19 protein-coding genes and 1 pseudogene are annotated in these 20798 nt (G+C 70.8%); 13 read left to right on the plus strand and 7 right to left on the minus strand.

Going from position 1 to position 20798, the window contains the following annotated elements; genetic code table 11:
* The 3 genes and pseudogenes from AB0F81_RS26665 to AB0F81_RS26675 form a co-directional block, all read right to left on the minus strand.
* A pseudogene (locus tag AB0F81_RS26665) lies at positions 1 to 209 on the minus strand (hypothetical protein); the annotation flags it as partial.
* A gap of 98 nt (positions 210 to 307) precedes the next feature.
* Positions 308 to 1285, minus strand: a complete 978-nt coding sequence (locus AB0F81_RS26670; protein WP_360201483.1) for a diacylglycerol kinase family protein — start codon at positions 1283 to 1285, stop codon at positions 308 to 310.
* Positions 1286 to 1312: 27 nt separating this feature from the next.
* Positions 1313 to 2602: an adenylosuccinate synthase gene (locus AB0F81_RS26675; protein WP_360201484.1), complete on the minus strand. Its 1290-nt coding sequence runs from the start codon at positions 2600 to 2602 to the stop codon at positions 1313 to 1315.
* A gap of 92 nt (positions 2603 to 2694) precedes the next feature.
* Here AB0F81_RS26675 and purD point away from each other — a divergent pair, with 92 nt between their 5' ends.
* Positions 2695 to 3936: a phosphoribosylamine--glycine ligase gene (gene purD, locus AB0F81_RS26680; RefSeq protein ID WP_360201485.1), complete on the plus strand. Its 1242-nt coding sequence runs from the start codon at positions 2695 to 2697 to the stop codon at positions 3934 to 3936.
* Here purD and AB0F81_RS26685 read toward each other — a convergent pair.
* The gene (locus AB0F81_RS26685) at positions 3926 to 4537 is read right to left on the minus strand and encodes a hypothetical protein (protein WP_360201486.1); all 612 of its coding nucleotides are present in this window, start codon (positions 4535 to 4537) and stop codon (positions 3926 to 3928) included. The two genes, purD and AB0F81_RS26685, sit on opposite strands and share 11 nt — an antisense overlap.
* Positions 4538 to 4707: 170 nt before the next feature.
* On the opposite strand from AB0F81_RS26685, the gene AB0F81_RS26690 reads away from it, so the two are divergent.
* The gene (locus AB0F81_RS26690) at positions 4708 to 5847 is read left to right on the plus strand and encodes a sensor histidine kinase (RefSeq protein WP_360201487.1); all 1140 of its coding nucleotides are present in this window, start codon (positions 4708 to 4710) and stop codon (positions 5845 to 5847) included.
* Positions 5844 to 6488, plus strand: coding sequence for a response regulator transcription factor (locus tag AB0F81_RS26695; RefSeq protein WP_360201488.1), 645 nt, complete (start codon positions 5844 to 5846; stop codon positions 6486 to 6488). The genes AB0F81_RS26690 and AB0F81_RS26695 overlap by 4 nt, the downstream gene beginning before the upstream one ends.
* 33 nt (positions 6489 to 6521) lie before the next feature.
* Here AB0F81_RS26695 and AB0F81_RS26700 read toward each other — a convergent pair whose 3' ends face one another.
* Positions 6522 to 6974 (minus strand): SCP2 sterol-binding domain-containing protein, encoded by a 453-nt coding sequence (locus AB0F81_RS26700; RefSeq protein ID WP_360201490.1) that lies wholly within the window; start codon positions 6972 to 6974, stop codon positions 6522 to 6524.
* Between the two features lie 132 nt (positions 6975 to 7106).
* On the opposite strand from AB0F81_RS26700, the gene AB0F81_RS26705 reads away from it, so the two are divergent.
* Positions 7107 to 7550, plus strand: coding sequence for a helix-turn-helix domain-containing protein (locus AB0F81_RS26705; protein ID WP_360201491.1), 444 nt, complete (start codon positions 7107 to 7109; stop codon positions 7548 to 7550).
* A gap of 48 nt (positions 7551 to 7598) precedes the next feature.
* Positions 7599 to 9020 (plus strand): adenylosuccinate lyase, encoded by a 1422-nt coding sequence (gene purB / locus AB0F81_RS26710; protein ID WP_360201492.1) that lies wholly within the window; start codon positions 7599 to 7601, stop codon positions 9018 to 9020.
* Positions 9021 to 9072: 52 nt separating this feature from the next.
* Here purB and AB0F81_RS26715 read toward each other — a convergent pair whose 3' ends face one another.
* Positions 9073 to 9747 (minus strand): trypsin-like serine protease, encoded by a 675-nt coding sequence (locus AB0F81_RS26715; RefSeq protein WP_360201494.1) that lies wholly within the window; start codon positions 9745 to 9747, stop codon positions 9073 to 9075.
* A gap of 294 nt (positions 9748 to 10041) precedes the next feature.
* Between AB0F81_RS26715 and purS the strand changes: the two genes are divergently transcribed.
* Genes purS through purL form a run of 3 tightly spaced genes read left to right on the plus strand, consistent with a single transcriptional unit; the run spans position 10042 to position 13558 of the window.
* Positions 10042 to 10299: a phosphoribosylformylglycinamidine synthase subunit PurS gene (purS, locus tag AB0F81_RS26720; protein WP_360201496.1), complete on the plus strand. Its 258-nt coding sequence runs from the start codon at positions 10042 to 10044 to the stop codon at positions 10297 to 10299.
* The gene (gene purQ, locus AB0F81_RS26725; protein ID WP_360201557.1) at positions 10296 to 11006 is read left to right on the plus strand and encodes a phosphoribosylformylglycinamidine synthase subunit PurQ; all 711 of its coding nucleotides are present in this window, start codon (positions 10296 to 10298) and stop codon (positions 11004 to 11006) included. Before purS ends, purQ begins: the two co-directional genes overlap by 4 nt.
* Positions 11003 to 13558 carry a phosphoribosylformylglycinamidine synthase subunit PurL gene (purL, locus tag AB0F81_RS26730; RefSeq protein ID WP_360201497.1) on the plus strand — a complete coding sequence of 852 codons (2556 nt, stop codon included), beginning with the start codon at positions 11003 to 11005 and terminating at the stop codon, positions 13556 to 13558. Before purQ ends, purL begins: the two co-directional genes overlap by 4 nt.
* 117 nt (positions 13559 to 13675) lie before the next feature.
* Here the strand turns inward: purL and AB0F81_RS26735 are convergent, their stop codons facing one another.
* The gene (locus AB0F81_RS26735; RefSeq protein WP_360201499.1) at positions 13676 to 15520 is read right to left on the minus strand and encodes a carboxypeptidase-like regulatory domain-containing protein; all 1845 of its coding nucleotides are present in this window, start codon (positions 15518 to 15520) and stop codon (positions 13676 to 13678) included.
* A gap of 150 nt (positions 15521 to 15670) precedes the next feature.
* Here AB0F81_RS26735 and AB0F81_RS26740 point away from each other — a divergent pair, with 150 nt between their 5' ends.
* The 5 genes from AB0F81_RS26740 (at position 15671) to amcA (ending at position 20735) form a co-directional block, all read left to right on the plus strand.
* Positions 15671 to 16030 carry a sterol carrier family protein gene (locus AB0F81_RS26740; RefSeq protein ID WP_360201501.1) on the plus strand — a complete coding sequence of 120 codons (360 nt, stop codon included), beginning with the start codon at positions 15671 to 15673 and terminating at the stop codon, positions 16028 to 16030.
* A 135-nt stretch (positions 16031 to 16165) separates the two neighbouring features.
* Entirely contained in the window at positions 16166 to 17776 is a 1611-nt protein-coding gene (purF, locus tag AB0F81_RS26745; protein ID WP_360201503.1) for an amidophosphoribosyltransferase, read from the plus strand.
* A gap of 34 nt (positions 17777 to 17810) precedes the next feature.
* A complete protein-coding gene (gene purM, locus AB0F81_RS26750) occupies positions 17811 to 18977 on the plus strand; it encodes a phosphoribosylformylglycinamidine cyclo-ligase (protein ID WP_360201505.1) in 1167 nt (388 codons plus the stop codon).
* A 458-nt stretch (positions 18978 to 19435) separates the two neighbouring features.
* Positions 19436 to 20539 (plus strand): cyclophane-forming radical SAM peptide maturase AmcB, encoded by a 1104-nt coding sequence (gene amcB, locus AB0F81_RS26755; protein ID WP_360201507.1) that lies wholly within the window; start codon positions 19436 to 19438, stop codon positions 20537 to 20539.
* On the plus strand, positions 20508 to 20735 hold the full coding sequence (amcA, locus tag AB0F81_RS26760; RefSeq protein ID WP_360201509.1) for a multiple cyclophane-containing RiPP AmcA: 228 nt from the start codon (positions 20508 to 20510) through the stop codon (positions 20733 to 20735). The genes amcB and amcA overlap by 32 nt, the downstream gene beginning before the upstream one ends.
* The last annotated feature ends 63 nt before the right edge of the window (positions 20736 to 20798 follow it).

Genomic DNA, 20798 nt, shown 5'->3' on the forward strand with positions numbered 1-20798 from the left:
TGGGCCGGCGCCTGCGGGCCGGGTGGCGGCGTCCGCTGGGCCGGCGCCTGCGGGCCGGGTGGCGGCGTCCGCTGGGCCGGCGCTTGCGGCCCGGATGGCCGGAACACTCCCGGCTCCACCTGGACCACGCCGGTCGGCTTGGTCGGATCCTCGGCCCAGAACGGTTCCACGTCCCGGGCCGTCGTGCGGTCGGCGTGCTCGTCCTCCACGAAGACGACCTCCCGTTAGGCGACATCTGGCCGAATGTCCGCTCAGGGTGACACAGAATTGCCCCGCAGCGGAAAACCCAGGCAAACCCGCGATGTCGTCAGCCCGAGTACACCGCCCAAGCCCCCGCCTCGGTCCACCACGACCGCTTGCGGCTCGTCGACCCCGCCACCCCGTCGTCGAGGAACTGCAGGTCCCCGTCGCGGGGCAGCACCGAGACGGCCCGCCCCCGGGCCCGGCGCACCTGGATCCCCGTCCGGTCAGCCCGGAACCGTTTCTTCACCACGACCGGGACCGCCACCGCGACCTCGACCCGCCCGTCGGTGGGGTCGCCCTCGCTGAGCAGCCGCAGGCCGTCGAACTCGGCGTAGCCACCGCCGTTGCCGACCGCGCAGGCCAGGACCGGCTCCTCGCCGTCGGTGAGCACGGCGTCGTCGACCTCCACCCGGCCGCGCCACGGCACCGCGCGACCGTCGTCGCCGGTGCCGCCGAGCAGCGCACCGTCCAAGGTGACCGAACCGCCGTCGTTACGCAGCAGATCGAGCCGCCGGACACCGCCGGCGAGCACGGCCGCGGCGACCTCGGCCGGGGTGCGGGGCAGGCCGAGCTGTGCGGCGAGATCGTCCCTGTTGCCCGCGTCGAGCGGCAGGATCGCGATCGGTGGCAGGTCGGGCACGGTGCGAGCGGCCGGCAGGTCGGCCGGGCGCTTGCTGGGCGGCGGAGCGTACCGCCGGACCAGCCGCCGCATGACCGCGCGCAGCTGACCGTCGGTGGCGCTCGCCACCACCAGCCGGACCTTGCTGTCCGGGTCGGGCCAGGTCAGGCCGTCCGGCCTGGCCGGGCCGTCGAGCCGGGCCAGGACCTCGTCGATCTCCTTGTCCGACCCGGCCATCACGGTCTCGACGCGCGCGCCGGCGGCACGCAGGGCGTCAGCACAGGCCAACACCGGGGTACGGGGTGCGCAGGTCGCCGTGGCAGCCGACCCGCACCCACCGCACCCGGATCCGCAGGCGTCGCCGGACCCGGACCCCTCGGCGAGGCTGAGGAGCACGACGTCGGTTGCCGTTCGGGTTGGCATCGGTTTTCCGCCGCGGGGAGGCACTGTTTATGCCCCGAGGACCGAGTGCCGCTCGATGACCGCCTCACGGCCCGGCCCGACACCCACGATCGAGATGCGCGCACCGATGCGCTGCTCGACGAACTCGACGAACCGCTGCGCGTCCTTCGGCAGGTCCTCGAAGCTGCGGCAGCCGGAGATGTCTTCCTTCCAGCCAGGCAGCGTCTCGTAGATCGGCTTGGCGTGGTGGAAATCGGTCTGGTTGACCGGCATCTCGTCGTGCCGGACGCCGTTCACGTCATATGCCACGCAGACCGGGATCTCGTCCAGCCCGTCGTAGTTGTCCAGTTTGGTCAGTGCGAAGTCGGTGACCCCGTTGATCCGCTGCGCGTAGCGGCCGATGACCAGGTCGAGCCAGCCGATCCGGCGCGGGCGGCCGGTGGTCGTGCCGTACTCGTGGCCGACCTCGCGCAGGTAGTCGCCGAACTTGTCGTGCAGCTCGGTGGGGAACGGGCCCTCGCCGACGCGGGAAGTGAAGGCCTTGAGCACGGCCACCACCCGGTCGATCCGGGTCGGCGGGATGCCGGAGCCGGTGCAGGCGCCGCCGGACGTCGCGTTCGAGCTGGTCACGAACGGGTAGGTGCCGTGGTCGACGTCGAGCAGGGTGGCCTGACCGGCCTCGCAGAGCACGACCTTGCCGTTGTCGATCGCCTGGGAGAGCTCGAGGGCGGTGTCCGCCACATACGGCCGGAGCCGGTCGACGTAGGAGAGCAGCTCCTGGACGACGTCCTCGGCCTTCACCGCGCTGCGGTTGTAGATCTTCGACAGCACCTGGTTCTTGAAGGCCAGCGCCGCGGTCACCTTCTGCCGCAGGATCGACTCGTCGAAGAGGTCCTGCACCCGGATGCCGACCCGGTTCATCTTGTCGGCGTAGGTGGGGCCGATGCCCCGGCCGGTGGTGCCGATCCGCCGGGCGCCGAGGAACCGCTCGCTGACCTTGTCCATCGAGCGGTTGTAGGACGCGATGACGTGCGCGTTGGCGCTGATCCGCAGCCGGGACGTGTCGATGCCGCGCGCTTCCAGTCCGTCGATCTCCTGGAACAGCACGTTGAGGTCCACGACGACGCCGTTGCCGATCACCGGTACGACGTTCGGGGAGAGGATGCCACTCGGCAGGAGGTGGAGTGCGTATTTCTCGCCGTCGATGACGACAGTGTGGCCTGCGTTGTTGCCACCGTTGAACTTGACCACGTAATCCAGCCGGTCACCCAGCAGGTCCGTCGCCTTGCCCTTGCCCTCGTCGCCCCACTGGGCGCCGACCAACACGATCACCGGCACTTCGGTAATGCCTTTCCCGAACGGGTCGTACCTGGAGGAGTCCGGGTACTGCCGAAGTTTACGCGACGGTCGCGCAGGTAGGATGGGCCGTCGTGCGCGTACTTCTGATCGGCTCCGGTGGGCGCGAGCACGCGCTTGCCGTCGGGCTTGCCGCCGACCCGTCCGTCACCTTCCTCGCCGCCGCGCCGGGCAACCCGGGAATCGCCCAGGTCGCCGAGCTGCACGAGGTCAAGGCCACCGATCCCGCCGCGGTCGCGGCGCTCGCCGTGGAGCTGAGCGCCGACCTGGTGGTGATCGGCCCGGAGGCGCCCCTGGTCGCCGGGGTCGCCGACGCGGTGCGGGCCAAGGGCATCGCCTGCTTCGGCCCGAGCGCGGCCGCCGCCCAGCTCGAGGGTTCCAAGGCGTTCGCCAAGGAGGTCATGACGGCCGCCAGGGTGCCGACCGCCCGCTCCTTCGCCTGCACCGACATGGCCGCGGTCCGGGCCGCGCTCGACGAGCTGGGCGCGCCCTACGTGGTGAAGAACGACGGCCTGGCCGCCGGCAAGGGCGTGGTGGTGACCGACGACCTCGACGAGGCCCTGATCCACGCCGAGGCGTGCGGCAAGGTCGTCATCGAGGAGTACCTGTCCGGTCCCGAGGTCTCGCTGTTCGTGGTCACCGACGGCACCGCGGCCGCCCCGCTGATGCCGGCGCAGGACTTCAAGCGTCTCAAGGACGGCGACGAGGGTCCGAACACCGGCGGCATGGGCGCCTACGCCCCGCTCGACTGGGCGCCCGCCGACCTGGTGGAACGTGTTCTGCGGGAGACCGTCGAGCCGACCCTGGCCGAGATGCGCCGCCGCGGGACCCCGTTCGCCGGCCTGCTCTACGTCGGACTCGCGCTCACCCCGGACGGTCCGAAGGTGATCGAGTTCAACGCGCGCTTCGGCGACCCGGAGACCCAGGTGGTGCTGGCGCTGCTGGAGACGCCGCTGGGTGGTCTGCTGAACGCGGCCGCCACCGGCACGCTGGCGTCGCACGAGCCGCTGCGGTGGAGGGACGGTTCGGCGATCACGGTGGTGGTGGCGAGCCACAACTACCCGGGTGTGCCGCGTACCGGTGATGTGATCGAGGGCGCCGAGGCGCCCGGTGTCATCCACGCGGGCACCGCCCGCAACGCGGACGGTGCCCTGGTCTCGGCCGGCGGCCGGGTGCTCAGCGTGACGGCGTGCGGCGCCGATCTGCCGGCGGCCCGCGAGGCCGCCTACGCCCTCGTCGAGGGCGTGCGCCTGGACGGCGCGCAGTACCGCACCGACATCGCGCTGCGCGCGGTCGAAGGAAAGATCAAGATCTGAGGGGTACGCGGGAAGCGCGCCGAGACGACTCGGTCCCGGCGCCTTCCGCCTCCTGGAACAGTGCCGTCGACAGCCACATGACGCCGGCCGCCCCGACAGCCAGCCCGCCCAGGTAGGCCGCCTCGGGGACCGAGGTGCGCAACGCCGCGAGGCAGAGACCCGGCACGTAAAGGGCGAGTGCGATCCGGGGCAGCACGCCGGCCCGCCACGAGGCGATGCCGAAGAGCAGCACCCCGACCAGGAAGATCATCGCCACCACCAGGAAGTACGGGCGGCCCGGCCCGGTCAGCACCTGTTCCCGGGTCGCCGCGTCCTGGTACTGCAGCACCGCGTGGGTGAGGAACTCGATCGCGAACAGCCCGCTCAGCCCGAGGTGGTGCAGCACGAACCCGGCCAGTCCGAGCCGGCCCGCGGCCTGCCGTTCGCGCAGGTAGAGCGCGGTAAGGGTGAGCAGCAGCAGAGCGCTGGCCGAGGGCGCCAGGGCGTGGGTGAAGCCGTTCTCCGGGATCACCCCGGCTCGGCGGGCGACGGACACCAGGAGGATCGCGCCGCCGAGGACACCGGCGTAACCGGCGAGGCGGTAGAGCGTCCGATCGGACATGTTGGACTCCTTCGGTAGCGGATGCCGCCACCGTGCCGGGCGCCGCCTGCGCGCCGACAGTGCCGCCCGGCCAGACCCGGACGCGGGGCATGCCGTTCGGCACATGACCTTCGGCCAGACCTTGATGGCGGCCGTAGGAATCCGTACCCCGGTCTCCTAGCCTGACTGGCATGGCTGTGGATACGCCGCCGCTGCGGTGGGTGGCCTCGCTGATCTACGGCGCGGTGCTGCTCACCGGTCTCTACTTCGTTCTCGCCGGGCTGGCCCCGGAGGCGTCCCGGGCGAGCGTTGCCGTGTTCGTGGTGGCTCTGGTGCTGCTGCTCGGGGTGGAGCAGGCCGACGGGCGGGGGCCGCAGTCCCGGATGCGGGCGATCGTGCTGCTCGCCGTACGCATGCTGTTGCTGGAAGCGGTGAACGCTGCCGACCCGGGCGGCTTCGCGCGCGTGCTCTACGTCCTGGTGCCGTTCTTCGCGTTTTTCTCGCTGGGCCGCCTGGCCGGTCTCGGCCTGGCGGTGGCCTATCTGGCCGCCGCCGCGGTCCGGGCGAGCGCGGTGCCGGGCTGGTGGGACCAGCCGGAGATCGTCTCCGACCTGCTGATGTTCTTCATCGGCCTGGTGCTCGCCGTCTCGGCGGCGGCCGTCGCCGCCGAGCAGCAGCGCAGCCGGCTGCGTGCCGAGCGGCTGGTGAGCGATCTGCGGCTGGCGCAGCGCCGGGTGGCCGAGCTGAGCGCGGCCGACGAGCGCAACCGGCTGGCCCGGGACATCCACGACAGCCTCGGCCACCATCTGACCGCGATCAGCGTGCAGCTGGCGAAGGCGGCGGCGTTCCGGGAGCGGGATCCGGCCGTCGCGGACCGGGCCGTCACCGACGCGCACAAAGCCGCGGGGCGGGCACTGCGTGAGGTGCGCGAGTCGGTGGGCGCGCTGCGGGCCGAGCCTTTCCTGCTGGCAGCAGCTCTCCAGTCGCTGGCCGACGGTTTGGACGACGCCGGCTTCCGGATCACGCTGGAGATCAGCGGCGACGAGTCGGCACACGACCGGACCGGTCTGGAGGCGCTCTACCGGGTCGCGCAGGAGGCGTTGACCAACGCCCGCCGTCATGCCGACGCGGAGCGGGTCTCGGTGATGCTGCGCTGCGCGGGCGGTGCCGCGGAGCTGAAGGTCGAGGACGACGGCAAGGGATTCACCGCCGACGCGGCGACCGGCAGCGGGCTGCGTGGCATGCGGGAGCGGTTGGCCGCGCTGGGCGGCAGCGTGCGGGTGGAGTCGTCACCCGGCCGGGGCACCCGGGTGATCGCGGTGGTCCGGTGACGCCGGAGCTGATCCGCGTGCTCGTGGCGGACGACCAGGCGCTGATCCGGGAGGGGATCGCGTCGCTGCTGAGCATTGAGCCCGGCATCGAGGTGGTCGGCACCGCCGCGGACGGCCGGGCGGCGGTCGCGCTGGCGTGCGAGACGAACCCCGACGTCGTGCTGATGGACGTCCGGATGCCGGTGCTGGACGGGCTGCGCGCGGCCGAGCTGCTGCGGGACCGGCTGCCCACCTGCCGCGTCCTGATGCTGACCACCTTCGACGACGAGGAGTACGTCGTCCGGGCGTTACGTGCCGGCACCGGCGGTTATCTGCTCAAGGATCTGCCGCCGCGGGAACTCGTCCAGGCGGTCCGGCTGGCCCGGGCGGGGGTCGACCAGCACGACAGCGCGGCGCTGCGGCGGCTGGTGACGGCTCTGGACCGGGCGGCGCCGCAGCGGCCCGCGCGGATCGACCTGACCGAGCGGGAGCAGGCGGTGCTGCGGCTGGTCGCGGTGGGCGCCACGAACCGGGAGATCGCGACCCGGCTGCATCTGAGCGAGGGCACCGTGAAGAACCACGTCTCGCGGATCCTGGAGCGCCTGGGGCTGCGGGACCGTACGCAGGCGGCGATCTACGCCCGGGACCGGGGTTTGCTGTGAGGTCCGGGCCGGCGCCCGGACCTCACCACAGGATCAGCCCTTGGGGATGTCGAAGAGCTTGGCGATGCTGGCGGCCAGGGAGAGGTCACCCTTCGCCTTGATCTTGCCGGTCATGAACAGCATCATCGGGTTGCCGTCGCCGGCGACCGTCTTGAGGAACGTGACCGCGTCCATGGTCATGGCCAGCTTCGGCTCGCGGGCCGGCTGGTTGGTGACGGTGCAGGCGCCGTTCTCGATCACGGTCTCGTAGGTGTCGCTGGCTCCGCCGGCGCCGCCGGTGATGATCCAGTGGATGACCGCCGAGGTGTTGCCGGCCTTGTCGGCGCGGAACAGCGTGGGCATCCGGTTGAACACCTCGTCGAGGATCTTCGTCCGGGCGTCCGAGGCCATCACTTCGGCGATCTTCGAGTCCGGAGTGGACTTGACGAGCTGAGCGAACTCCTTCGGGCCGATCGACGAGAGCGACTCGGGGTTGAATTCAGTCATCAGTTGACCTTTCGGGATGAGCGTCGAACCTACTCGTCAGTAACGTTAGCGAGGATGCCGCGTCTTCGTGCAGTGTGCCACTCTCCAACAATTGTTGGACGGTCGGCTCGCCGCCTTCATAGACTCCCCAACATGTCGTTGGGAGAAGCCTCGCCCGGTGCCACGGCCGAGCTGCGTGCGCTCGCCCACCCGGTGCGCTTGCGGATCATGTCCCTGCTCACGGCGTCCTCGCTGACCGCGGCCGAGGTCGCGCGCGAGCTCGGCATCACCCACGCGAACGCCAGTTATCACCTGCGCAATCTTCTCTCCGCCGGGCACATCGCGGTGGCCGGTGAGGAGAAGATTCGCGGCGGCACGGCGAAACGCTATCGCCATGAGGCAGCCGCCGCGGTCACCCGCCGGGGTGCCGGTGTGCGGGACGAGGCCGAGCTCTGGATCGACCCGGAAACCTGGCACGAGATCCGCGACCGGATCGCCGCGGCGCTGCGCGATCTGCACGCGGCGGCGCAGCCACCGGGCAGCCCCGGCACCGTGCGGACCAGCACCACGGTGGCGCTCTTCGCGATGGAGCCGTGAGTCGCGGGCCGTCCGGGCCGTCGCCGCGACCGTGGGAGAATCGCTGCCGTGACCATCCCGAACGTGCTTGCAGCCCGCTATGCCTCCACCGACCTCGTCGCACTCTGGTCCCCGGAGGAGAAGATCCGGATGGAGCGGCGGCTGTGGCTCGCCGTCCTGAAGGCCCAGCGCGACCTCGGCGTGGCCGTGCCCGAGGGTGTCGTCGAGGCCTACGAGGCGGTGCTGGACCGGGTCGACCTGGACTCCATCGCGGCCCGGGAGCGGATCACCCGGCACGACGTGAAGGCGCGCATCGAGGAGTTCAGCGAGCTCGCCGGCTTCGAGCAGATCCACAAGGGCATGACCTCCCGTGACCTGACGGAAAACGTCGAGCAGCTGCAGATCCGCGCCTCGCTCGAGCTGATCCGCGGCCGGGTGGTGGCCACCCTGGCGCGGCTGGCCGCGCTTGCCGTGGAGCACTCCGACCTGGTGATGACCGGCCGGTCGCACAACGTCGCGGCGCAGGCCACCACGCTCGGCAAGCGGTTCGCCTCGGCCGCCGAGGAGCTGCTGATCGCCTACGAGCGGCTCGACGACCTGATCGGCCGTTACCCGCTGCGCGGCATCAAGGGCCCGGTCGGCACCGCCGCCGACCAGCTCGACCTGCTGGACGCCTCCTTCGACAAGCTCGCCCAGCTGGAGGCGAAGGTGGCCGAGCACCTCGGCTTCGCCCGGGTGCTGAGCAGCGTCGGCCAGGTCTACCCGCGCTCGCTCGACTTCGACGTGGTCTCCGCGCTGGCGCAGATCGTCGCCGGGCCGTCGTCGCTGGCCACCACGATCCGGCTGATGGTCGGCCAGGAGCTGGTCACCGAGGGCTTCAAGCCCGGCCAGGTCGGCTCGTCGGCGATGCCGCACAAGATGAACACCCGGTCGTCGGAGCGGGTCAACGGGCTCGCGGTGATCGTCCGGGGTTACCTGTCGATGGTCGGTGAGCTGGCCGGCGACCAGTGGAACGAGGGTGACGTCTCGTGCTCGGTGGTGCGCCGTGTCGCCCTGCCGGACGCGTTCTTCGCCACCGACGGGCTGTTCCAGACCTTCCTCACCGTGCTCGACGAGTTCGGGGCGTACCCCGCGGTGATCGCCCGCGAGCTGGACCGCTTCCTGCCCTTCCTGGCCACGACGAAGGTGCTGGTCGCGGCGGTGCGCAAGGGCGTCGGCCGGGAGGTGGCGCACGAGGTGATCAAGGAGCACGCGGTCGCCGTCGCGCTCGCCATGCGAGAGAAGGGCGCGGCCGTCAACGACCTCTTCGACCGGCTGGCGGCGGACGAGCGGCTGCAGCTGTCCCGCGCCGAGATCGACACCCTGGTGGCCGACCGGGCCGCCTTCGTCGGCGCCGCACCGGCCCAGGTGCAGGCGGTGGCCGACCGGATCGCCGCGATCGTCGCCCGGCACCCCGAGGCCGCGGGTTACGCGCCCGCGCCCATCCTCTAGCAGCGATGCGCCCGCCCGTTCTGACGAACGGGCGGGCGCGGTGCGGTCAGGATCAGACGCCGGCGACTGACGTGATCCAGGCCCGGTTGTAAGCCACGCTGCCGTAGTACTGGCGGCTCGACCCGTCGGCGGTCGAGGCCACGCCCACCTGGGCGCCGTTGTAGACCTGCGGGCCGCCGGAGTCGCCCCGCCAGGCGTTGCCGTTGATCCGGGTGCTGGCGATCGCCCGGCCGCCGTAGGCGTCGGTGGCGCTGGTCGAGGTGACCCGGACGCTCGCCGTCTTCAGCACGGTCGACGCCGAGCAGCCGGAGTAGCAGGTCATGCCCCAGCCGTAGATCGAGTTCGTCGAGCCGACCGGCGGGTACGCGCTGGACAGCGGCATGTAGCTGGTGCTGACCGGGCTGCTCAGCCGCATCAGCGCGAGGTCGTAGCGGCTCGAGGTGGACGAGACGGTACGGGTCACCCCGCCGGAGGTCCGGTTCACACTGCCGATCCGTACCGACATGGTGCCGCTGATGCAGTGCCGTGCGGTCAGCACGTAGTTGGCCGAGATGAGCGAGCCGGAGCAGGTGAAGCTCCCGTTGCTCAGCACGGCGGCGGCCCATGGCGCGGAGGAGACCGTGCTCCCGCCGATGATGTAGGGGGTGACGTCGTCAGCCTGGGCGGCCGACGGCGCGACGAGACCGGCGGCGAGACCCGCCAGTGCGGCCAGCAGTCGAATGCGCACGTCGATATTCCTTTCTGGGGATGGGTCGACGAGGTGCGCCCGCGGGGGTGAATCGAATTCGATGGATGCAACGTAGGCCATGGCCGGCTCGGTGCCCACAATCCAATCGACACATATCACGGTGTGATGACCCCCGGCCGATGCCGGATGTCCGAAACGCACTGGTGTGCGAGATCACGGCGAGATTCCCAGCTCAATGACCGTTCCGTCAGCCTGCTGACACCGGCCCTTGGCTTGCCGACAGGGTTCACCAGGTAGGCTTCGCGTGCTTACACCTATCAGTCAGGAGTGCCCGTGGCTCGCGTCGTGGTCGACGTCATGCTCAAGCCGGAGATCCTGGACCCGCAGGGTCAAGCGGTGGCGAATGCGCTGCCCCGGCTCGGCGTCACCGATGTCTCCTCTGTCCGCATCGGTCGCCGGATCGAGATCGATTTCGCCGGTGAACCCGACCTTGATCGGGCTCGCGAGATCGCCGACAAGCTGCTCGCCAACCCCGTGATCGAGGACTTCGACGTCCGGATCGTCGAGGACGCCGCGGCGGAGGTCGCCTGACCATGCGGATCGGTGTGGTCACCTTCCCTGGTTCGCTCGATGACGGGGATGCGGCCCGCGCTGCCCGGATCGCTGGTGCCGAGGCCGTGCGCCTCTGGCACGGCGACCCGGATCTGCACGGTGTCGACGCCGTGGTGCTGCCCGGCGGTTTCTCGTACGGCGACTATCTGCGGTGCGGCGCCATCGCCCGGTTCGCGCCGGTGATGGAGTCGATCATCGATGCCGCACGTGGCGGTCTGCCCGTGCTCGGTATCTGCAACGGTTTCCAGGTCCTCTGCGAGGCGCATCTGCTGCCCGGCGCGCTGACCCGGAACCAGCACCTGCACTTCCGTAACCGTGACCAGTGGCTGCGGGTCGAGGCGACCAACACCGCCTGGACCAACCGGTTCACCGCGGGCCAGGAGATCCTGATCCCGGTGAAGAACGGCGAGGGCTGCTTCGTCGCCGACCAGCGGACGCTGGATCAGCTCGAGGGCGAGGGCCGGGTGATCGCGCGCTACATCCGCGGCAACCCGAACGGCTCGCAGCGCGACATCGCCGGGATCACCAACGAGGCCGGCAACGTCGTCGGCATCATGCCGCACCCGGAACACGCCGTGGAGGCGCTGACCGGCCCGTCGCTCGACGGCCTCGGCTTCTTCACCTCCGTCCTGCAGGCCCTGGCCGGGGCGTCCGCGGACGGTCAGCTCGCAGGGGGACAGCGATGACCACGCAGCCGGAGACGGCCACCAGCGGGGCGGAGACCTCGCGCGGCGTGCCGAACCAGCCGCCGGCGGCGGCCACCGGACCGACCAACAAGCCGAGCGGCTTCGCCGCCACCGACGTGCTGGTCAATGAGTTCGAGGACGGGCCGGACACGGTGCAGCGCGCGGCGGCCACGCCGGACGAGCTGCAGCCGCACGCCGACCTCGGTCTCAAGGACGACGAGTACGCACGGATCCGCGAGATCCTGGGCCGCCGGCCGACCGCGTCCGAGCTGGCGATGTACTCGATCATGTGGAGCGAGCACTGCTCCTACAAGTCGAGCAAGGTGCACCTGCGGGAGTTCGTCAAGAAGGTCCCGAAGAACACCCGGATGCTGGCCGGCATCGGCGAGAACGCCGGTGTGGTGCAGATCTCCGACAAGCTCGCGGTCACCTTCAAGGTTGAGTCGCACAACCACCCCAGCTACGTCGAGCCCTACCAGGGTGCGGCGACCGGCGTCGGTGGCATCGTGCGCGACATCCTCGCGATGGGCGCCCGCCCGGTCGCGGTGATGGACCCGCTGCGCTTCGGCGCGGCCGACCACCCCGACACCGCCCGGGTGCTGCCCGGTGTCGTCGCCGGCATCGGTGGCTACGGCAACTGCCTCGGCCTGCCGAACATCGGTGGCGAGATCGTCTTCGACCCCTGCTACCAGGGCAACCCGCTGGTCAACGCGCTCAGCATCGGCGTCCTGCCGGTCGAGCGGCTGCAGAAGAAGGAAGCGACCGGCGTCGGCAACGTCGTCGTGCTCCTCGGCGCGCGGACCGGGCGGGACGGCATCGGCGGTGTCTCCGTGCTGGCGTCGGCGACCTTCGACGAGGAGGCCGAGCAGCGCCGCCCGTCGGTGCAGGTCGGCGACCCGTTCATGGAGAAGCTGCTGATCGAGAGCTGCCTCGAGCTCTACGACGCCGGCCTGGTCAGCGGCATCCAGGACCTCGGCGGCGCCGGCCTGACCTGCGCGCTCACCGAGACCGCCGCGGCGGCCGGCACCGGCATGCGGGTCTGGCTGGAGCGGGTGCCGCTGCGCGAGGCCTCGATGTCACCGACCGAGATCCTGGCCAGCGAGTCGCAGGAGCGGATGCTCCTCATCGTGACGCCGGAAAACCTGGACAAGGTGCTGGCCGTCGCCGAGAAGTGGGGCGTCTGGGCCACCGCGATCGGTGAGGTCACCGCGGCCAACGCGGACGGCACCCCGGGCCGCCTGCTGATCACCTGGAACGACCACGTCGTGGTGGACGTGCCGCCCGGCTCGCTCGCCGACGACGGTCCGGTCTACGAGCGCCCGCTGCGGGAGCCGTCCGACCTGATCCTGCTCCAGGCCGACCGGGCCGAGACGCTGCCGCGCCCGGCGAACGGTGACGAGCTGCGCGAGACCGTGCTGCGGATGATCGCCTCGCCGAACCTGTGCGACAAGACCTGGGTCACCGAGCAGTACGACCGGTACGTCCTCGGCAACACCGTGCTGGCCCAGCCGGAGGACTCCGGTGTGCTGCGCATCGACGAGGAGACCGGTCTCGGCGTGGCGCTGTCGGTGGACGGCAACGGCCGGTTCGCCCGCCTCGACCCGTACGAGGGGGCCAAGCTCGCGCTCGCCGAGGCGTACCGGAACGTCGCCGTCACCGGTGCCGAGCCGATCGCCGTGACCGACTGCCTGAACTTCGGTTCCCCCGAGGACCCGGCCGTGATGTGGCAGTTCGCCCAGGCGGTGAACGGTCTGGCCGACGGCTGCCAGCAGCTGGGCACCCCGGTGACCGGCGGCAACGTCAGCTTCTACAACCAGACCGGCGCCGCCGCGATCCACCCCACCCCGGTGGTCGGTGTGATGGGCATCTTCGACGACGTCACCCGGCGCATCCCGATGGGCTTCCCGGCGCCCGCCAAGGCCGGCGGCGACCTGCTCTTCCTGCTCGGTGAGACCCGTACGGAACTCTCCGGCTCGGAGTGGGCCTGGGTGACCCACGGTCACCTGGGTGGCCGCCCGCCGAAGGTGGACCTGGCCGCCGAGCAGGCCCTGGCCGCCGTGATGGGCCGGGCCTCGAAGGCCGGCCTGGTCAGCGCCGCGCACGACCTCTCCGACGGTGGCCTGTCGCAGGTGCTGGTGGAGAGCTGCCTGCGCAACAACGTCGGCGCGAAGGTGACCCTGCCGGAGGACGGCACCTCGGCGTTCGTCCACCTGTTCAGCGAGTCCGCGGGCCGTGCCGTGGTGGCGGTGCCGCGCGGGCACGAGAAGGCGTTCACCGCTCTCGCGGCCGAGCACGGCGTGCCGTGCACCCCGATCGGCGTCACCTCCGAGGAGACGGCGCTCGAGGTGCAGGGTCAGTTCAGCATCCCGCTGGACGAGCTGCGGGCGGCCTTCTCGGCGACGCTGCGCGACCTGTTCGGCGGGACCGCGGAACTGGTGAGCCGGCACGCCGACGCCGAGGCCGAGCCGGCCGTGGTGCGCTCGGTGACGCTGGAGATCACCGACCCGCAGGCTCCGGGTGGGCCGATCGGTTCGGCGCCCGGCAACGCCTGATCCACAGCCAGCAGCGAGAAGCCGGCCGGTGTCGCACCGGCCGGCTTCCGTGTTTCCGGCACCCCGCCAAAAAGAGAGGCCCCGCATCAGCGGGGCCTCTCTTTTCACTGCTTCAGGTCAGTCGTCCATCCAGTCGCGGTTGGGCCGCTGACCCGGCTGCTGCGGACCGCCGTAGTAACCGCCCTGCTGCTGCGGTCGCTGCTGGTCGTAGCCGTCGTCGTCATACGGCCCGCCGGGCTGCTGCTGGTCGTAACCGCCCTGCTGCCCGTAGCCGCCGCCCTGCTGCTGGCCGTACTGCTGCTGGCCGCCGCCGTAACCGCCCTGGTCGCCGTAGCCGCCCTGCTGCTGCTGGTCATAGCCGTACTGCTGCTGGTCGTAGCCGCCGCCCTGCTGGGGGCCGTAACCGCCGCCCTGGCCGCCGCCCCAGCCGCCCTGGTCGTCGTAGCCACCCTGCTGCCCGTACGGCTGGCCGCCGCCGTAGCCGCCCTGGTCGCCGTAACCGCCCGGCTCGGGCTGGTAGAGGCTGGTGTGCTCGTCGTAGCGCTGCGGCTGCTGCGGCTGCTGCGACTGCTCCGGCTGGTACAGGCTGGTGTGCTCGTCGTAGCGCTGCGGCGGGGCGCCCTCGTTGCCGTAGCCGCCCTGCGGACCGCCGTACCCGTTGGTCTGCTGCCCGTACGGCTGGTCGCCGCCGTAGCCGCCGCCCTGCTCGCCGCCCCACTGGTTGCCGGCGAAGCCGCCCGCGGGCGGGACCGGAGCGCCGTACGGGTCGGGGAACTCGTCCTCGACGACCGGGCGGTGAACCATGGTCGGGGCGTTGCTGATGTCGCCGGGCATGCCGCCCGCCGGGGCGACCATCGTGGCGTCGCCGCCCGGGCCGGCCCCGACCGGAGCAGCGACCCGCGTCGCGTCGAACTGGTTACCGGTCGCCGGCACGCCACCCGGACCGCCGAAGCCGGGCGTCGGCCCGTCCAGCGAGCTGTCCTCGCCGCCGCTGTTCTTGCGGCGCAGCCAGACCAGGATGAAGGCGCCGATACCGGCCGCCACCAGCAGCGCACCCATGATGATCAGCAGCCAGTTGCTGCCACCGGACTCGCCGGAGGTGGTCTGCTGGCCGGTGTTGGGCGGCGGGGCGGACGCGGCGTCCTCCTCGGTGGCGTCGTCCTCGGCGGGCTCCTCGGTCGGCTCGACCGTGGCCGAGGCGCTGACCGACGGCGACGCCGAGGGCGTCTCGGTGGCGAGCTTCTTCAGCGTGATCTTCGTGCTCACCGAGCGGCCCGCGTTGCCCTGCACGTCGATCTTCTTGGCCTGGTAGCCGTCCTTGATCGCGCCGACGGTGATCCGGCCGGGCGCGATGGGGTTACTGTCCGACGACGTGAACGAGAAGCCGCCGTCGCCGTTGGTGGTCGTGTCGTACTGGTGCCCGGCGCTGTCCTGCATGGCGACCGAGACACCGGAGAGCTTCTTGCCGTCGTTGTCGCGCACCGTGCCGGAAACCTGCCGCACGGTCTGCGGCGCCTCCGGCCCGCGGACGACGACGGTCTGACTGGCCTGGCCGGTCTCGCCGTTGATCGTGGCGGTGACGGTGACGGTGATCGACTGCTGCTCGCCGGGGTTGACGTTCGGCGCGGTCAGCGTCGCAGTGAACGACTCGGACTGCTGGATCTGCCGTACTGGGCTGCAGTCGCCCCGGCAGCTCATGCCGCTGACCTTGATGGTCGCCGAGTTGTTGTTGCCGTTGTTACCGCCGCCCGGCTCTTCCTCGCCATCTCCAGGCCCGGGGTTACTAACGGTGTACTGCATGGTTACAGTACTTCCAGCATCGACCTCGGTCGACGACAGTGACTGGATCTGCACGGAGGGTGGGTCCGCCAGAGCAGCCGTCTGCACGCCGGCCACCAGGCCGACGACCAGCGCCAGGAACGCACCGGCCTGAGTCGTCCGGCCTCGTAGGTGCGTCGTCACGTCCACCGCCTTCCGGTCGCGGTCACCGGTTTCGGCGCCCGATGAGATCCCGCGACTTGTACACCGTCGGCAACTATGCCCTGCCACACGTCTCTCGCGCGACCCAGGGCGGTGTGCCGTTGTCGGCAGACCGGGTCGTATCGTCCCGACGTGTCCCCTGCGCACAATAAATCCGAGTCGGTGTCCGAGGCGTTGGACGCGCTGGATCGGGGTGTCGACCCTGACCGTCCGGTGCTCCGTGACGCCGTCCGAGCCCTGCTGACCGAGTTGTCCCGACGAGCGCCTGGCCGATCGGTGGAGGTACGGATTCCACCTTTCGGTGCTATTCAGTGCGTTGCCGGACCGCGGCATACGCGCGGCACACCGCCCAATGTGGTCGAAACGGACCCGGTGACCTGGCTGCTCGTGGCCTCCGGGCGCCTGGACTGGAACGACGCGGTCCGCGACGGGCGCCTGCGGGCGAGCGGCATCCGGACCGATCTCTCCGAGTACCTGCCGCTCACCGGCTGATGAGCCCGGGGCCGGTGCCCCCGGGCTCGCGTACACTGGGCGATCGGAGCGGACCCGCGAGTTCGAGCAGATCAGCGCTTCGAGCCGTTTATGCAGATCCACTGCGCAGATTTAACAACGCGAGGGAGCGAGCAGGTGCCCCGAGGCGACGGCCGGTTGACCGACGATCTCGACCCCCAGGAGCGCGGCCCCCAGGATGCCTGCGGCGTCTTCGGCGTCTGGGCCCCCGAGGAAGAAGTTGCCAAACTCACGTACTTCGGGCTTTACGCTCTCCAGCACCGTGGCCAGGAGGCTGCCGGCATCGCGGTGAGCGACGGTTCCGGAGTCGTCGTCTACAAGGACATCGGCCTGGTCTCCCAGGTCTTCGACGAGCCGACCCTGGCGAGCCTGCGCGGCCACCTCGCGATCGGCCACGCCCGCTACTCGACCACCGGCGGGTCGAACTGGGAGAACGCGCAGCCGACGATCCGGGCCACCCCGGCCGGCACCACGATCGCGCTGGCCCACAACGGCAACCTGGTCAACACCGCGGAGCTCGCCAAGGAGGTCGCCGAGCGCGGCCTCGAGGTGGGCGACGCCACATCCGACACGGCGCTGGTCACCACGCTGCTGGCGAGCCGCCCCGACCTTTCGGTCGAGGCCGCGGCCCTCGAGCTGCTGCCGACTCTGCGCGGCGCCTTCAGCTTCGTCTTCATGGACGAGAACACGTTGTACGCGGCTCGCGACCCGCAGGGTGTTCGCCCGCTGGTCCTGGGCCGGATGGAGCGCGGCTGGGTGGTCGCCAGCGAGACCGCCGCCCTCGACATCACCGGCGCCAGCTTCGTCCGCGAGGTGGAGCCGGGCGAGATCATCGCGATCGACGAGCACGGCCTGCGGTCGTCGCGGTTCGCCGCGCCCGAGCCCAAGGGCTGCCTGTTCGAGTACGTGTATCTCGCCCGTCCGGACACCACGATCGCCGGCCGCAACATCTACTCGGCCCGCGTCGAGGTCGGCCGCAAGCTGGCCAAGGAGCACCCGGTCGAGGCCGACCTGGTGATCGGTGTGCCGGAGTCGGGCATCCCGGCCGCGATCGGCTACGCCGAGGCCTCCGGGATCCCGTACAGCGCGGGCTTCATGAAGAACGCCTACGTCGGCCGGACCTTCATCCAGCCGTCGCAGACCATCCGCCAGCTCGGCATCCGGCTGAAGCTGAACCCGTTGCGCGAGGTCGTGCGCGGCAAGCGGATCGTGGTGATCGACGATTCGATCGTGCGGGGCAACACCCAGCGGGCGCAGATCCGGATGCTGCGGGAGGCCGGTGCCCTCGAGGTGCACGTCCGGATCTCCTCGCCGCCGGTGAAGTGGCCGTGTTTCTACGGCATCGACTTCGCCACCCGCGCCGAGCTGATCGCCAACGGCCTGGAGATCGACGGCATCCGCCGCTCGATCGGTGCCGACAGCCTGGGTTATGTTTCGCTGGACGGCTTGGTCCAGGCGACCGAGCAGCCGAAGACGCGCCTCTGCATGGCCTGCTTCGATGGTGAGTACCCGATCGAGCTCCCGACCGGGGACCTCATCGGGAAACACGTGCTGGAGGGCGTCGGCCGGCGTGCCAGCATGCCGGGCGCCTCGAAAGAGGCGACCGACGCGGCGGTCTCCGAGCTCGAGTCCGACTACGAGGCGCGTGAATACGCCGACGACGAGCGGTCAGCGTCGACCCCGTTGGTCGCCAGCCCCGGTGGGGCCGGCGCGCTGCACCACCCGTGACTTTCAGATTCACAGAACCGCTAAGGGGAGAACCGTGACGCACGTGTCCGAGCGCAACAGTGCCGGATCGAACGGCGCTGAGAGTGAGCAAGCCCAGCGCGCGGACCGCCAGCTGTGGACAGCCGGTGGCGGCCGCGGCACTCGTAAGCGCTCGGCGACGTACGCGGACGCGGGTGTCTCGATTGATGCGGGTGACCGGGCCGTCGAGCTGCTCAAGTCGAAGGTCAAGAAGACCACCCGGCCCGAGGTGATCGGTGACCTGGGCGGCTTCTCCGGCCTGTTCCGGCTGAACACCCAGAAGTACAAGAGCCCGATCCTGGCCTCGTCCACCGACGGCGTCGGCACCAAGCTGGTGATCGCGCAGCAGCTCGACATCCACGACACGATCGGCATCGACCTGGTCGCCATGGTCGTGGACGACCTGGTCGCGTGTGGCGCCGAGCCGCTCTTCCTGCTCGACTACATCGCCTGCGGCGAGGTCGTGCCGGACAAGGTGGCCGAGATCGGCGCCGGCATCGCCGACGGCTGCCGCTACGCGGGTTGTGCCCTGCTCGGCGGCGAGACCGCGGAGCACCCCGGCGTGCTGCGCCCGGACGAGTACGACGTGTCCGCGACCGGCGTCGGCGTCGTCGAGGAGAGCGAGATCCTCGGCCGTGAGCGGGTCGAGGTGGGCGACGCGGTGATCGCGATGCGCTCGTCCGGCCTGCACTCCAACGGCTACTCGCTGGTGCGTCACGTGCTGCTCGGCGCCGGCCGGATGCGGCTGGACACCGTGGTCGACGACTTCGGCACCCAGCGCACCCTGGGCGAGGAGCTGCTCACCCCCACCAAGATCTACGCCAAGGACTGCCTGGGCCTGATCGAGGAGACCGACGTCCGGGCGTTCTCGCACGTCACCGGCGGCGGCATCCCGGGCAACCTGGTGCGCATCCTGCCCGACCACGTGGACGCCGTGGTGGACCGGTCCACCTGGCGCCCGCAGCCGATCTTCGACCTGATCCAGGCGAAGGGCCGCATCGAGGACTCCGAGATGGAGGCCACCTTCAACATGGGCGTCGGCATGTTCGCGATCGTGTCCGCGGACGACGCGGACCGCGCGATGGCGTACCTGACCGGGCGTGGTGTCGAGGCCTGGCAGGTCGGCGAGGTCCTGGAGGGCTCCGGCGAGGTGCAGATGATGGGCTCCTACACCCGGGGCTGACCCTTCGGAAAAGCGAGTCTGGTTCGCGATAGCGCAAACGTGAAATGATCCGCGTGTGTCGATGTCCGGCACATGCGGATCTTTCGCATTGAGGGTGGACCGCGAGGCCTAGCATGACCGGGCGGCTAGCGCCGCACGGTCCGACCCGGGCGGCTGGCGCCGCACGGGTCACCGGTTCGAGGCCGATACCGGCCCTGAGCTGGGTGGGCTGGCGCCGCACGGGTCACCGGCTCGAGGCCGATACCGGCCCTGAGCTGGGTGGGCTGGCGCCGCACGGGTCACCGGTTCGAGGCCGATACCGGCCTGAGCTGGGTGGGCTGGCGCCGCACGGGTCACCGGCTCGAGGCCGATACCGGCCTGAGCTGGGTGGGATGGTGCCGCTCAACGGCTGGGGCCTGCCGGCCCCGGGCGGGGGCTGGGTGCCGGACAGGAGTGATATGGGCTGTGCCTGGAGTGGGATGCGGGGCATCTCGGCGGTTCCCAGTTACGTCGTCATGCAGCCCACTACGCTGTGCAACCTCGCATGCGACTACTGCTACCTGCCGTTCCGGCAGGAGAACCGGAAGATGCCGGTCGAGGTGGCGGCCGCTGTCGCGGACGGGGTGGCGGACTTCGCGCGTACCGGGCGGTTCTCCGTGGTGTGGCACGGGGGTGAGCCGCTCGCCGCGGGTCCGGCCCACCTGGCCGCGCTGTTCGCGCCGTTCGGCGCGGGCATCGAGCACCACGTGCAGACGAACGCGACGCTGATCGACGACGCCTGGTGCGAGTTCTTCGTCGAGCACGACGTCCGGGTCAGCGTGAGCGTGGACGGGCCGCGGGAACGCAACGGTGACCGGGTGGACCGGGGCAACAAGCCGGCCTACGACCTGATCATGCGGGGCGTCGAAGCGCTACGCCGGCACGGCATCCCGTTCTCCACGCTGTGCGTGGTCGGTGATCCGAAGCCGGGCGTCGCCACCGAGCTGTACGAGTACTTCCTCGACCTCGGCTGCGAGGTGCTCGGCATCAACGTCGAGGAGCTGGAAGGCGTCAACAAGCGGCAGAACCGTCACGACGCCGCCGCGGTGAGCGCCTTCTGGGCCGAGCTGGTCGCCGCGTGGCGCCGTGACCCGCGGATCCACCTGCGCGAGGTGGAGTGGTCCCTGCGGTACGCGGCAGCGGTCCTCGACGGCACCGCCGACGAGTTGCTGCCCCGGCAGCTGGACCCGATCCCCACGATCGCCCACGACGGCTCGGTCGTGCTGCTCTCGCCCGAGCTGGCCGGCTTCCACGATCCCCGGTACGGCGACTTCAGCAGCGGCAACGTGCTGAGCACCCCGCTGCCCCGGATTCTCGCCGAGGCCGAGGGCACACCGTGGATCGGCGAGTTCCTGCGCGGCATCGAGGCATGCCGGCAGACCTGCCCCTACTTCGGTTTCTGTGGCGGTGCCCACGCGGCCAACCGCTACTTCGAACGTGGCCGTTTCGACATCACCGAGACGGACCACTGCCGCAACAGCAAGATTCGCCTATTGGAGGGAGTGCTGGACCATGCCCGAGATCACGAAGCCACGGCTGTCTGACGGCGTGGAGACGGATCCGGTGACGGCACGGGTGCACGACACCCGAGCCGGCCTGGCCGCGCTCATCGCGGAGGGGGAGGCCGCCAGGCAGAGACGTGCCGAGGAAACGCCGCAGGACGGCGGCTCGGCGGTCTGCGCCTGGAACCACTTCGAAAACATTCCGACGTTCTACAACTGGAACAACCGGCCGCGCTGAGGCGTGACCGGAGTCGAAGCCCACGCGGCCAGAAAGGCCCGCGTGGGCTTCATCGTTGTAACC

Source organism: Actinoplanes sp. NPDC024001 (assembly GCF_040638955.1).
Taxonomy (GTDB): Bacteria; Actinomycetota; Actinomycetes; order Mycobacteriales; family Micromonosporaceae; genus Actinoplanes.

What these genes read in the sequence shown, in the direction of transcription:
- amcA (WP_360201509.1), top strand. Translation starts at nt 20,508, where the DNA reads ATGCCCGAGATCACGAAGCCACGGCTGTCTGACGGCGTGGAGACGGAT.
- AB0F81_RS26700 (WP_360201490.1), bottom strand. Translation starts at nt 6,974, where the DNA reads ATGACTGAATTCAACCCCGAGTCGCTCTCGTCGATCGGCCCGAAGGAG.
- purL (WP_360201497.1), top strand. Translation starts at nt 11,003, where the DNA reads ATGACCACGCAGCCGGAGACGGCCACCAGCGGGGCGGAGACCTCGCGC.
- AB0F81_RS26705 (WP_360201491.1), top strand. Translation starts at nt 7,107, where the DNA reads ATGTCGTTGGGAGAAGCCTCGCCCGGTGCCACGGCCGAGCTGCGTGCG.
- AB0F81_RS26685 (WP_360201486.1), bottom strand. Translation starts at nt 4,537, where the DNA reads ATGTCCGATCGGACGCTCTACCGCCTCGCCGGTTACGCCGGTGTCCTC.
- amcB (WP_360201507.1), top strand. Translation starts at nt 19,436, where the DNA reads ATGCGGGGCATCTCGGCGGTTCCCAGTTACGTCGTCATGCAGCCCACT.
- AB0F81_RS26670 (WP_360201483.1), bottom strand. Translation starts at nt 1,285, where the DNA reads ATGCCAACCCGAACGGCAACCGACGTCGTGCTCCTCAGCCTCGCCGAG.
- AB0F81_RS26690 (WP_360201487.1), top strand. Translation starts at nt 4,708, where the DNA reads ATGGCTGTGGATACGCCGCCGCTGCGGTGGGTGGCCTCGCTGATCTAC.